A 12,744-nucleotide genomic window follows, 5' to 3' on the forward strand; every position below is an offset into this window, starting at 1 on the left:
TGGTGGAGTGAAGCGCTGCTCGGCTGCCGACCTGCCGATGTCGACCGTCACCGTCGCCGAGATACCGCAGGCCGTACGGGAGTTGGCCGCCGGCTGTTGCCGCTCTTCCGGCCTGCTCTCTTCGGGTGGCCCCGCCGGCCGCCCCCCTCCTTCCCCGGGCTGGATCCGTCGGCGGTGTGAGAATGCCGGGACGGGAAGGCGAGCCAGGGGAGGGCGAGCATGCTGACCGAGTCGGTGTACCGGACCGAGGACGTGGAACCGCGGGACCGTTTCGAGTACTGGCAGCAGCAACTCGTCCGGCTGATCGCGCCGTTCGACGTCCGCACCGAGCACAGGGCCGACTTCCGGTCCGAGGTGCACATCCTGCCGCTCGGCGACGTGGCGCTCTGGACGATGGAGCACCCGCCGCTCGCCGCGAGGCGGTCACCACGCCTGATCCGCTCGTCCACCGACCCAGAGCTGTACCTGTTCTCGCTCCCGTTCGGCGACTCCGCCACCGCGGTCCGCTCCGACGGCCTCGGCGCCTACCGCCCGCACGACGTGGTCCTGCAGGACAGCGCCCGGCCCCTCCTCCTCCAGGCGAGCACCGACGATCCGCGCCAGCGGGTCCGCGGGGGCTGGCTGACCGTGCCCCGGCAGGCGCTGCCGCTGTCGCCGGACCGGATCGGCACGCTCACGGCCCGCCGGATGCCCGGGGGCACGGGCGTGGGCGCCCTGCTCGTCCAACTGCTCGCCGGCATCGCCGCCGACCCCGGCGCCTACCGGGCCGGCGACGCACCCCGACTGGGCACCGTCGCCCTCGACCTGGTGTCGGCGCTGCTCGCCCACCACCTCGACGCCGAGGACGCCGTACCGCCGGAGAGCCGGCGCCGGGCGCTGGTCCAACGGATCCGGGCCTTCATCCGCTCCCACCTGCACGAGCCGGACCTCGACCCCGGCGCCGTCGCCGCCGCGCACCACATCTCGGTCAGCTACCTGCACCGCCTCTTCGAGGGCGAAGAGGAGACCGTCGCCGCCTGGATCCGCCACCAGCGCCTCGAACGGGCCCGCCGCGACCTCGCCGACCCGGCCCTGGCCGCCACCCCCGTCCACGTCATCGCGGCCCGCTGCGGGTTCCCCCGCGCCGCCGACTTCAGCCGCGCCTTCCGCGGCGCGTACGGGCTGCCGCCCCGCGACTTCCGGCACGGCGCCGCCGCGACGGCCGCGGGTGGACGCTGAGCGAAGCGGACGTGGACCGGCTGCTAACGACAACTCCCTTGGTGTCTCGGCAAGCTGATGCTGTGTCCACCACGGGGAACCAGGTGGTGGACGCGAACCCACCGACACCCTCGAAGGGGGACCATCCATGTCCAGCAACGGACTCCGCAGGAACCCGCGCTCCGCCGCCGCCGTCGGCCTCGCCGCCCTGGCGCTCGGGCTCACCGGCCTCGGCGGCGGTCAGGCCGTCGCCGCGCCGCAGGACGACCCGCGCACGATCGGGACGCCCGTCACCATGTCGGAGTCCGCGATCACGGCGGCCAGCCTGCCGTGCATCACCAGCCCCGGGGTCAAGACCTGCTTCGACAAGGCCGGCGACAAGGTGCTCGTGCTCGACACCGCAAAGGACGGCTTCTCCGCCGTCGGCCGGTGGAGCACCGACTACGGCCGCACCGGCGCGTGCCGCAACGCCCTCGGCGTCGGCCACTGGGCGGAGTGCAACTACGACATGCGCGAGACGGGGCACATCCAGCTGAACAACGCCCTCTACGACGGCGACACCGGGCTGTTGGTGCTGACCGACACGTACTCGGGCTGGCTGTCGATCGGCTGACCTGCCGACGGCCCGGCCGCTCCCCGCCCGTCGTCTCGCGGGCGGGGAGCGGCCCGTACGCCTACGCGTGGTCGGCCAGCACCTCGGCGATGACGTGGCGGGCGATGGCGGTCATCCGCGGGTCGCTGTCCCGGTAGTAGGAGACTTCCATCAGCGCGACGGACAGGGCCCAGCCGCGGGCGCGGTCCCAGGCCGCGTCGTCGGCCGCCACGGCCGTACGGAAAGCGGGGCGGGCGGCGGCGGGCAGGACGTACCAGGCGGGGATCAGGTCGACGGCCGGTTCGCCGAGGCCCGCGCAGCCGAAGTCGATGACGGCACTCAGCCGGCCGTCCGGGGACACCAGCAGGTTGCCGGGCTGGAGGTCCCCGTGGAGCCAGACCGGCGGGCCGTCGGGAGCCGGGGCGGCCAGGGCCCGCTCCCAGGCGGCGGTCGCGGCGGGGGCGTCGACGAGGTCCGCCACGGCCGCGATCGAGGTCCTGGTCCCGGCGTCCCGCGAGGCCAGCGACTCGCTGCGGTGGGCGGCCGGGGCACCGGTCGGGTCGATCCGGCGGATGGCCGTCACGAAGTCGGCCAAGTCCCCGGCCAGCGCCCCGGGTTCGGCGATCCGGCCGGGCACCGGTGTGGCGCCGTCGAGCCAGCGCAGCACCGACCAGGGCCAGGGGCAGCCGTCGACCGGTCCGCCCACGGCCAGCGGGACCGGCACCGGGACCGGCAGCCGCGGGGCCAGCCGCCGCAGCCAGACGTCCTCCTTGGCGATCTCCTCGACCACCCCGGGGATCCGCGGGACGCGCACCACCAGCTCCGCCCCGAGCCGGTACATCGCGTTGCTGGTCCCGGCCGGTTCCACCGGCTCGACCGACAGACCGGCCCAGTGCGGGAAGTGCTCTGCGACCATCCGGCGCACCAGCGCCTCGTCGATGTCCAGTTCGTCGGCGTGCAACTTGTGGGAGGTGGCCATAGCGCCCGACCCTGCCAGCCGCGGGCCGCGCCGGGCAACCGATTTGCCGCCGGACCGACGGCCGCCCGGAGGGCGGCGGCTAGCCCTGGCGGACCGCGCCCGCCGCGATCAGGGCGGGCAGCTCGCGCATGTCGTCGAAGACCACGGTGCCCGGTCCGGCCAGCCGTTCCGCGGCGGTGACGCCGCCCGCGTAGCCGAGTGCGCGCATCCCGGCGGCGCGGGCGGCCTCGACGCCGGGGCGGCTGTCCTCGACCACCACACAGGCGGCCGGGTCGACGCCCATCGAGCGGGCGGCGTGCAGGAAGAGGTCCGGTGCGGGCTTGCCGCGCTCGACCTCGGTGGCGCTGAAGATCCGCCCGGCGAAGTGGTCGTGGAGGCCGGTCCGGCCCAGGGTGTGGCGCATCTTCTCGTGAGTGCCGCTGGAGGCCACGCAGGTGGGCAGGGTGATCGCGGCCAGCGCCTCCGGCAGGCCGTCCACGGGGGTCAGTCCGGCGTCCACCGCCTCGGCGTGCAGTTCGACGAAGCGCTTGCTCCACACCGTCGCCGTCTCGCCGCCGAGCCGTTCGGTGACCGTGGCCCGGTTGGCCGCCTCGGACCGTCCGACGAAGAGCTCGATCGCCTCCGCCTCGGTCAACGGCCAGCCGTACTCCTCGCCGAGCCGCACCAGCACCCGGACGGCGATCACCTCGCTGTCCACCAGGACGCCGTCGCAGTCGAAAATCACCAGCTCAATCGGCTTGATCATCCCACCAGCATAGGCCGGTGCCCGCGCCCGGGGGCCGGTGGCCGTCGAACTGGCCACCGGCGCCCGGGCGTTGACCTCAGCTGGTCTGGATGGAGGTGTCGTCGATCACGAAGCTGGTCTGGAGCGAGGCGTCCTCGGTCCCGGCGAACTTCACGGTGACCGTCTGGCCCGCGTAGGCCGACAGGTCGAAGGTGCGCTGCTGGTAGCCGGCCGCGGCGTCCACGTTGGAGTAGGTCTTCAGCGCGGTGCCGTTCACCGAGACGGTCAGCTTGTCGTACGCGGTGGTGCCCGACTCGGCGGTGTCGATGTGCAGCCAGAAGCTCAGCGTCGCCTTGCAGCCGGCCGGGATGCTCACCGTCTGCGACAGCGAGTCCGAGTGGGTGGAGCCGTAGCCGTTCAGCCACGCCTTCCAGGAGCCGCTGTGGGCCGCCTGCGAGGCGCTGCTGTCCACCACGCCGCTCGACGTCGTCCACGGCGTGGCCGTGCCCGACTCGAAGCCCTCGTTGCCCAGCAGCTGGGCCGGGGTGCAGCCGCCGCCACCGGTGGAGACGGCCCAGGTGAAGCTGGTGGAGGCCGACTTGCCGGCGGCGTCCGTCACGGTGACGGTGACGGTGGAGCTGCCCGCCGTGGAGACGGTGCCGGTGATCGCGCCGGTGGAGGAGTTGATCGACAGCCCGGCGGGCAGGCCGCTCGCGGCGTAGGACAGCGGGGCGGTGCCACCGGAGGCGTTGATCTGGAGGTTGACCGCGCCGCCGACGGCGGTGGACTGGTTGCCCGGGTTGGTCACCGAGACGGCGCTGCCGGCCGGCTTGGTGAGCAGGCAGCCGGCCACGTTGAGGTCGATGGCCCGGGTCGAGGAGTTCAGGCAGGTGGTGAACCAGTACGTCTCCTCGCCGTAACTCTGGCCCTTGTAGGCCTTGGTGGTGCCGTCGGCGGCCACCTCGCACGGGTTGTTGAGGGTGCACATGCCGCCGTCGTCGTTGCCGGTGTTGTTGATGCCGACGATCCGCCCGCTGGCGGAGTCGACGATCGGCGAGCCGGAGGTGCCGTGCGTGGTGTTGCAGCCGGAGCTGTAGCGCAGCGAGTCGTGCCAGGTCCAGGCGTCCTCGCGCAGGGTCGGCACGAAGCCGTTGACGGAGCAGTTCCAGACCTGCTTCCAGTACGACGAGGGTATGTACATCGACGCGCCGTCGGTCGGGTGGGCGTCGCTGATCGTCAGCGCGGTGGCGCCGTACTTCGAGCTGATCGACCCGTAGGTGTCGGTGAGTTGGTAGAGGGCGACGTCGGTGCCGGTCATGGTCGCGTAGAGCAGCTTGTCGGCCTGGACGGTGCCCAGGCTGTTGCCCGCGCCGTCCAGCAGGGTGCCGCTGCGGCTGGCGGTGGTGTTCTGGATGACCTGGCCGGCCGAGGGCATGGTCGGCAGGCAGTGTCCGTTGGTGAGCATCAGCGCCCGGTCGCCGGCCGCCGAGGTGGGGTAACGGACCAGCGAGGCCGAGCAGTTGCTCAGGGCGATGGTGGACGTCAGGTCGGCCGCCTGGACGGCGTGCGCGGGGGCGGCGGCGAAGGCCAGCCCGCCCGCGACGACGGCACTCGTACCGGCCACCGCGACAAGTCTCTTGAACATGGCTCTCCTTGTGGGGGATCGCGGGGTGTACGACTGGTCGCCGACGCCCGCGCCGCATGAAAGTGCCATGGCCACTTCAAGAGGTCAAGGAGTGTGACCGAACTCGCCACTGCCCGGCACGGGCCGTGCCATCCGACGGCAACGACCCGTCCCGGTATGCCCGTTACGGGCCGGGGCAGTGGATACGGCTGCGGCTGCGGTCGCGGTTGCGGCTACGGCTACGGCTGCGGGAAGGCGTTCGGGTCCACGTCGTTGGTCTTGGCGTTGCCGTCGGCCACCGGCTGGAGGGTGATCTCCCAGGAGGTCGCGGTCCGGCCGGTCTCGAACGGGAAGGTGTCCTCGAACTTGGTGAACTGGCAGTTCTGGGTGAAGCCCTTGGCGTCGGAGTCCCAGTCCGCGCCGCCGGAGACGTAGACCTCGTACGTCCCGTCCTCCACGCCGTCGACACTGGCGTGCTGCCCCTTGCCGACGAACACCGAGTGCACGGCCTTGCCGTTCAGCGCGAGCGACACCACGGCGTCCACCTTGCCGCCGTTCTCGACCTTGAACACGCCCTCGCCGCGCAGCTTCCCCTTGCGGACCATGGTGCCGTTGTCCAGCGCGCGGGACTGCTGCTGGGGCAGCGGCGGGACGGCGAAGGTGGTCTGGTAGCCGGCCGCGGTCATCGTGACGAGGGCCGCCGACACCGCCGCCAGCCCCTGGGAGGCGCCCAGTTCGGCCTCGGCCGAGCTCAGCGCGCAGACGTCGTGGAACTTGATGTCGCTGCGGACCTTGCCGGCGTCGGTGGCGAGCGAGGTCAGCGCCGCCACCAGTTCCTTCCGCGCCGCCGTCACCCCGGGCGGCTCGTCCGCCACGCTCAGGGACTTGGCGGCGCCCTGCGCGCTGGTGACGATGCCGCCGAGCACGGTGTCGAGGTCGCCCAGGTCCTTGGCGCCGGCCACCTGGGCGAGCGCGACGGTGACCGGGTCGACGCTCGCGCTGAGCACCGGGCCGTACGGCGCCCGGGTCGGGGTCGGCGTCGGCGTCGCGGTCGGCTTCGCCGAGACCCCCGTCCCCGCCGCCCCGGGCGCGGACGAGCCGCCCGCCGAACCACCGCCCCCGCCACCGGAGCAGGCCGCCAGCACCAGCGCCGTGCCGACGGCCAGAGCGGCCTTCCCCACGAACCTCTCGGACCCCGTGAACCTCATGCCCCACCCCCGGGTAGCCGGACCGCGCGCACACCGCGCAGCCGTGCGGTCACACATGGTCCCGAGCACGAACGACCCCGTCAACCCATTACCCGGCGGTCACCTCCGAGGGGCCCTCCGAGGCCGTCTCCGGAGGTCAACTACGATCGGGCCCGTGCTCAGTCTCACCGGACTCCCCCTCCAGATCATCGCCTCGCTCCTCGCGATCGCCGTCTTCGCCGCCACCATGTGGCTCTGGCCGCGGTTCGGCGGGAAGGGCTGGAAGGCGTGGCTGGGCCGGCTCGGGGCGTTCCTGGCCACCCAGGTGTCGGTGCTGGCCGCGATGGGCCTGATCGCCAACAGCTACTTCGGCTTCTACAGCTCCTGGACGGACCTGCTCGGCACCAGCGGCGGGCTCGGCACGGTGGTCGACCACCAGCCCAACGCCTCCGGGGTCGCCGTCACCGGCGAGCAGAAGTTCTACTCCGCGCAGGGCTCGGACCCGGAGCGCTCCGGCCTGATCCAGAAGGTCGACGTCAAAGGAGCCGGCAGCGGCCTGACCACCGAGGCGTACGTCTACCTGCCGCCGCAGTACTTCCAGCCGGACTACGCCAAGCAGCGCTTCCCGATGGCCCTGGTGCTCACCGGCTACCCGGGCACCCCGGAGAAGCTGATCTCGCTGATGCAGTACCCGGCGTCCACGCTGAACGCGATCGAGCAGAAGAAGCTGCCGCCGACCGTCCTGGTGATGACCCGCCCCACCCTGGTCGGCGACCGGGACACCGAGTGCGTGGACGTGCCGAACGGCCCCCAGGTGGAGACCTTCTTCACCAGCGACCTGCCCAAGGCCCTCGCCACCACCTACCGGATCGGCACCGACCCGGCCAGCCGGGCGGTGATCGGCAACTCCACCGGCGGCTACTGCGCGCTCAAGTTCGCGCTGCGCAAGCCCGACGCCTACCGCTCGGCGGTCGCGCTCTCCGGCTACTACGACGCGGCCCACGACGCGACCACCGGCGACCTGTTCGGCGGCAACGACCGGCTGAAGCAGGAGAACGACCTGCTGTGGCGGCTGAAGAACCAGCCGCCCGCCCCGGTCAACCTGCTGCTGACCACCGCGTACGACGAGAACAACTACGACGAGACCAAGGCCATGATCGCGGCCTTCAAGGCCCCCACCACGATGTCCTCCATCACCCTGGACACCGCCGGCCACAACTTCCACACCTGGACCAGGGAGATCCCCCCGGCCCTGGAGTGGCTGGGCAAGCACCTCGCCGTACCGCCATCCGCCTGACGTTCCAGATCACACGCGCCTCACACTCCCGTCTCACGGTTCTCTCAGGCACGCCACCGACGGTATGGCGCATGACCACGAGCAGCTACTCCCCTCCGGCCGGCGAACCGTGGCCCGAGGCCGCGCACTACCCGCCGCCGGAGGTGCCGGGGCCGGACCCGGTCCGGTCGGACCCGGCGCCGCTCTTCCCCGAACAGCCCCTGCCGCCCGCCGGCCCCAAGGGGTTCGCCAGCTGGCCCGACCGGCTGCGCACCCTCCCCGCCCGCGCCTGGCGCGGGCGCGCTGACGACCCGCGCTGGGTGCGCCCGGCCCTGCTGGCGCTGCTGGCCGCGACCGCCGTCCTCTACCTGTGGGGCCTGAGCGCCTCCGGCTGGGCCAACTCCTTCTACTCGGCCGCCGTGCAGGCCGGCTCGCAGAGCTGGAAGGCCTTCTTCTTCGGCTCCTCGGACGCGGCGAACTTCATCACCGTCGACAAGCCCCCGGCCTCGCTGTGGCCGATGGCGCTCTCGGCGCGGATCTTCGGCCTCTCCTCCTGGTCGGTGCTGGCCCCGCAGGCGCTGATGGGCGCGGCCACCGTCGGCGTGCTGTACGCGACGGTGCGCCGGCGCTTCTCCCCGCTCGGCGGCCTGCTGGCGGGCGCCGCGCTGGCTCTCACCCCGGTCGCGGCGCTGATGTTCCGCTTCAACAACCCGGACGCGCTGCTGGTGCTGCTGCTGACGCTGGCCGCGTACGGGATGGTCCGGGCCGTCGAGGCGGCGGGCACCCGGTGGCTGGTGTTCACCGGGGTGATGTTCGGCCTCGCCTTCCTCACCAAGACCCTGGCGGCCTTCCTGGTGCTGCCCGCCTTCGCGGTGATCTACCTGGTGGTGGCGCCCACCGGCCTCTGGCGGCGGGTGCGGCAGACCCTGCTCGCGGGCGCGGCACTGCTGGTCTCGGGCGGCTGGTGGGTGGCGGTCGTCGAGCTGATGCCCGCCTCGGCCCGCCCGTACATCGGCGGCTCGCAGGACAACAGCTTCCTCTCGCTCACCTTCGGCTACAACGGCCTCGGCCGGGTCGACGGCAACGAGCGCGGCAGCGTGGGCGGCGGCGCCCGGATGCCGGCCGGGGTCGACCTGCCGGGCGGCGCGGCTCCCGGCGGCGGTCGCGGCTGGGGCCAGACCGGCCTGACCCGGATGTTCGGCACCGACATCGGCGGGCAGATCGCCTGGCTGCTGCCGGCCGCGCTGATCCTGCTGCTGGCCGGCCTCTGGGCGACCCGCCGCTACGGCCGCGCCGACACCGCCCGCGCGGCCTTCCTGGTCTGGGGCGGCTGGCTGCTCTCCACCGCGCTGGTCTTCAGCTTCATGTCCGGGATCTTCCACCAGTACTACACGGTGGCGCTGGCCCCGGCCGTCGCGGCACTGGTCGGCATGGGCGTGGACGGGCTGTGGCGGGCGCGGCACCGGGTGCCCTGGGCGCTGGTGCTGGCCGGGACGCTCGCGGTGACGGCGGTCTGGGCGTTCGTGCTGCTCGGCCGCAGCTCCGGCTTCCTGCCGTGGCTGCGCTGGGCGGTGCTGGCCGGTGGACTGCTCGCGGCGGCCGCGCTGGCGGCCGGGCCGTTCGTCGGGCGGGTCTCCGGCCGGGCCGGCGCGCGGATCGCCTCGGTGGCGGGCCTGCTGGGCCTGGCGGCGGCGCTCGGCGGTCCGGCCGCGTACGCGGTGGACACCGTGGACTCCCCGCACACCGGCTCGATCGTGACCGCCGGGCCGGGCGTGAAGGGCGGGTCCGGGCCGGGCGGCATGGGGCACCGAGGCGGCAAGGGCTTCCCGGGCGGCACCGGCAACGGCAACGGGCACTGGTTCGGCCAGGGCGGCCCGGGTGCTCCGGGTGGCCAGGGGGCCTTCGCGGGCGGTCAGGGCGGTCAGGGCGGTCAGGGCGGTCAGCAGGGCTTCGCGCCCGGGCAGGGCTTCCCGGGCGGCGGCACCGGCAACGGCGGCGACCGCGCCAACGGCCGCCACGAGCGCGGCACCGGCGGCGGCACCGGCCTCCCCGGCACCCAGGACCCCGAGGGCACCGGCACCGACGGCACGAACAGCACCGGCGGCACGGCCGGCGGCCCGCCCCCCGGCGGCATGGGCGGCCTGCTCGACGGCCCCAAGGTGACCGACGAGGTCGCCGCCATGCTCAAGGAGAACGCCGACCACTACACCTGGGCGGCCGCCGCGATCGGCTCGCAGACCGCGGCCGGCTACCAACTCGCCACCGGCGAACCGGTGATGGCCCTCGGCGGCTTCAACGGCACCGACCCCTCGCTGACCCTGGCCGGCTTCCAGAAGTACGTCCAGGAGGGCAAGGTGCACTGGTTCATCGGTGCGGGCGGCTCCCGCCGCGGCTTCGGCGGCGGCGCGGGCGGCGAGGGCGGGCAGCAGAGCGAGTCCGCCCAGATCGAGTCCTGGGTGACCGCCCACTTCACCGCGAAGCCCATCGGCTCGACCACCTTCTACGACCTGACGGCCCCCACCTCCTGACCGGGGGTCCGCGACCCCGGAGGGGGCGTGCCGCGCGAAAGCGGCACGCCCCCTCCGCGCTGTCCCCGGTCGCCCCTCCGCCGTCCTCGGCCCGGCCCCCGCCGCCCTCAGTCCGACCCGCAGTGGGTGCCCGCCGCCGGCAGCCGCCCGTCCACCAGGAACGCCGTCACGGCCGCCCGGACGCAGCCGCTCTTGTCGTACGCGGTGTGCCCGTCGCCCTCCCGGGTGAGCAGCACGCCGTGCTCCAGCCCGGCGGAGAGCCGCTCGGCCCAGGCGTACGGGGTGACCGGGTCGGCGGTGGAGCCGATCACCAGGAGCGGGGCGCTGCCCGGCGCCCGGACCGGTCGCGGCGGCTCGGCCGGACGGTACGGCCAGGAGCGGCAATCCGCTTCGAGCAGGGTGCCGACCGGGTCGTGCCCGCTGGTCAGCGGGGCGCGGGCGGCGAGTTCGGCGAGGGCCGGGCGCAGCTCCGCCTCGGTGGGCGGCGGCGGGCCGTCCGCGCAGGAGATGGCGGCGAAGGCGTCGGCCGGGGTCCGGTAGCGGCCGTCCTCGCCGCGGCCGTCGGCGCCGTCGGCGAGGGCGAGCAGGCCGTCGGCGTCGCCCCGGGTGACGGCCGGTTCGAGGGCCTCGCGCAGCCGGGGCCAGGAGCGGCGGCCGTCGGAGAGCACGTCCAGGGCGGCGACCCAGCCGAGCGCGGCGGTGAGGGTCCGGCCGTCGGCGGCGCGCAGCGGGTGGTCGCGCAGGCCGTCGAGGAAGCGGGCGAGGCGCTGCGGGGCGGCGGCCGGGTCGGCGCCGAGCGGGCAGGCCGGCCCGTCCTCGGTGGCGCAGGCGGCGGCGAAGGCCCGGAGCCCGGTCTCGGCGGCGACGGCGGCTTCGATGCCGAGCCGCGCCGCGGGGGCGCTGTGGTCGACGGCGCCGTCGAGGACGAGCCGGCCGGTGCGCTCGGGGAACTCCTCGGCGTAGCGGGCGCCGAGGTGGGTGCCGTAGGAGAAGCCGAGGAAGTCCAGCCGGCGCTCGCCGAGGGCGCCGCGCAGCACGTCGAGGTCGCGGGCGGTGTCGCGGGTGCCGAGGTGCGGGAGCAGGTCGGCGTGCCGGGCACGGCAGGCCTCGGCGAGGATCCGGGCGTGGTCGTAGGCCGGGTCGTCGGTGGCGTTCCACTGGTCGCGGGTGCGGTCGTCCAGGCAGCGGACGGGGGTGGTGTCGCCGGCGCCGCGCGGGTCGAAGCCGACCAGGTCGTACCGGTCGTGCAGCGGCCCCTGGTAGCTCTGCCAGCCCCAACGGACCATGTCGACACCGGAGTTGCCGGGTCCGCCGGGGTTGAGCAGCAGGGCGCCGAGCCGCCGCTTCGGGTCGGCGGCGGGCACCTTGGCGAGGGCGACGTCGACGGTGCGGCCGCCCGGGTCGGCGTAGTCCAACGGGACCTTGAGGGTGGCGCACCGCACGGCGGCCGCGCCCTGGTCGCCGTCGTCCTCGCCGGGGCAGCTCCGCCAGTCGATCCGCTGGTCGTAGAGCGCGCGCAGGGCGGGGGCCGCGGTGGCGGCGACCCGTTCGTCCAGCGGCGGGCGGACGGCCGGACGGGCGGAGCCCGTGCAGCCGCTCGACAGCGCGAGGGCGAGGGCGGCGGCGAGGGCGGGCACGGCGCGCCCGGCCGACCGGGGGAGCGGGGAGATCATCGGGGCCACCGCCCACGAATACCACCCGGCCCGCGCCCGGCCGTCACCGGGGGCACACCGCGCCCGTCCTTCGACGGCGGGGATTGACGTTTCGTCAGCCGCCGCACAGCTGGAGCATGGTCTTCTTGTCGGCCTCGGTGACGGGCAGCTGGTACTTCAGCGAGACCTGGGCGAAGCGCACCGCGTAGGAGCAGCGGATCTCGGTGTTGGCGGGCAGCCAGGAGGCCGGGCCGGAGTCGCCCTTGGAGGCGTTCTGCGAGCCGTCGGCGGGGATCAGGTTCAGCGGGTCGTTGGCGATCTGGACGCGCTTGGCCTTGTCCCACTTGCTGGCGCCCATCTGCCAGTCATAGGAGAGCGGCATCACGTGGTCGATCTGGATCTTGGAGGCCTGCTGCTTGGTCCACTGGACGCTCTTGCCGGTGTACGGGTCCCAGATGGTCATCGCGGTGACCGTGCAGTCCGAGCCGTCCTTGTGCTCGACGGCGGTGCCGTCGCGGGCCAGCAGGTCGTTGCGGGTGTCGCACTTGTTGCCGCCGAACGGGACGCCCTCGACGTTGTCCGTCCAGGCGGGGCCGAACTCGTTGCGGTCGTAGCCGTCCTTGGTGCCGACGGCGGCGGTGGTCACCTTGGCGATGACGTCCCGGCCGGCCTTCTGCTCCTCGGGGGTGGTCAGCGGCGCCAGGCCGGGCTTGGTGCCGTCCGGGTTCTGCAGCGGGCTGGTGCCGGTGGCCCCGGCGGCGGCGGTGCCGCCGTTGGCCTTGGGGCCGGTCGACTTGTGGTCGCGGCCGCCGATCAGCCAGCCGACCAGCGCGAGCGCGCATATCAGGAACACGGTGGCGGCGGACAGGGTGGAGCGGCGGGCGGGCACGGGGAACTCCGGAGGTCAGGGGCGGGTTGACGGCAAGCCAGCAGACCAGCCGCCCGGGGGGAGGTCAAGCCGACGCCACGCGATCCCGCCGAGCAT

The 12,744-nt window shown here is 74.1% G+C and carries 9 protein-coding genes and 2 pseudogenes; 4 read left to right on the forward strand and 7 right to left on the reverse strand.

What is annotated here, in order from left to right:
- The first annotated feature begins 219 nt into the window (after positions 1-219).
- Both ACFCY1_RS07555 and ACFCY1_RS07560 read left to right on the forward strand, forming a co-directional pair.
- Positions 220-1,218: a helix-turn-helix domain-containing protein gene (locus tag ACFCY1_RS07555; protein ID WP_375873897.1), complete on the forward strand. Its 999-nt coding sequence runs from the start codon at positions 220-222 to the stop codon at positions 1,216-1,218.
- 127 nt (positions 1,219-1,345) lie between these two features.
- On the forward strand, positions 1,346-1,810 hold the full coding sequence (locus ACFCY1_RS07560) for a hypothetical protein (protein ID WP_375873898.1): 465 nt from the start codon (positions 1,346-1,348) through the stop codon (positions 1,808-1,810).
- 61 nt (positions 1,811-1,871) lie between these two features.
- Here ACFCY1_RS07560 and ACFCY1_RS07565 read toward each other — a convergent pair whose 3' ends face one another.
- From ACFCY1_RS07565 to ACFCY1_RS07585, 5 genes and pseudogenes are all read right to left on the reverse strand, one after another.
- The gene (locus ACFCY1_RS07565) at positions 1,872-2,768 is read right to left on the reverse strand and encodes an aminoglycoside phosphotransferase family protein (protein ID WP_375873899.1); all 897 of its coding nucleotides are present in this window, start codon (positions 2,766-2,768) and stop codon (positions 1,872-1,874) included.
- A gap of 79 nt (positions 2,769-2,847) precedes the next feature.
- Entirely contained in the window at positions 2,848-3,513 is a 666-nt protein-coding gene (locus ACFCY1_RS07570) for an HAD family phosphatase (protein WP_074001028.1), read from the reverse strand.
- A gap of 76 nt (positions 3,514-3,589) precedes the next feature.
- Positions 3,590-4,315 (reverse strand): annotated as a pseudogene (locus ACFCY1_RS07575) (putative Ig domain-containing protein); the annotation flags it as partial.
- Between the two features lie 204 nt (positions 4,316-4,519).
- Positions 4,520-5,206: pseudogene (locus tag ACFCY1_RS07580) on the reverse strand (serine protease); the annotation flags it as partial.
- A 149-nt stretch (positions 5,207-5,355) separates the two neighbouring features.
- Positions 5,356-6,324, reverse strand: a complete 969-nt coding sequence (locus tag ACFCY1_RS07585; protein ID WP_375873900.1) for a hypothetical protein — start codon at positions 6,322-6,324, stop codon at positions 5,356-5,358.
- A gap of 154 nt (positions 6,325-6,478) precedes the next feature.
- Between ACFCY1_RS07585 and ACFCY1_RS07590 the strand changes: the two genes are divergently transcribed.
- Together ACFCY1_RS07590 and ACFCY1_RS07595 are read left to right on the forward strand one after the other, a co-directional pair.
- Positions 6,479-7,600 (forward strand): esterase family protein, encoded by a 1,122-nt coding sequence (locus tag ACFCY1_RS07590; protein ID WP_074001025.1) that lies wholly within the window; start codon positions 6,479-6,481, stop codon positions 7,598-7,600.
- 71 nt (positions 7,601-7,671) lie between these two features.
- On the forward strand, positions 7,672-10,107 hold the full coding sequence (locus ACFCY1_RS07595) for a glycosyltransferase family 39 protein (protein ID WP_375873901.1): 2,436 nt from the start codon (positions 7,672-7,674) through the stop codon (positions 10,105-10,107).
- 107 nt (positions 10,108-10,214) lie between these two features.
- On the opposite strand, the gene ACFCY1_RS07600 is transcribed toward ACFCY1_RS07595, so the two are convergent.
- The gene (locus tag ACFCY1_RS07600; RefSeq protein WP_375873902.1) at positions 10,215-11,780 is read right to left on the reverse strand and encodes an alpha/beta hydrolase; all 1,566 of its coding nucleotides are present in this window, start codon (positions 11,778-11,780) and stop codon (positions 10,215-10,217) included.
- A gap of 94 nt (positions 11,781-11,874) precedes the next feature.
- The gene (locus ACFCY1_RS07605) at positions 11,875-12,648 is read right to left on the reverse strand and encodes an HNH endonuclease family protein (RefSeq protein ID WP_117487336.1); all 774 of its coding nucleotides are present in this window, start codon (positions 12,646-12,648) and stop codon (positions 11,875-11,877) included.
- Positions 12,649-12,744: the final 96 nt, after the last annotated feature.

The organism is Kitasatospora sp. NPDC056273 (genome assembly GCF_042268845.1).
GTDB lineage: Bacteria > Actinomycetota > Actinomycetes > Streptomycetales > Streptomycetaceae > Kitasatospora.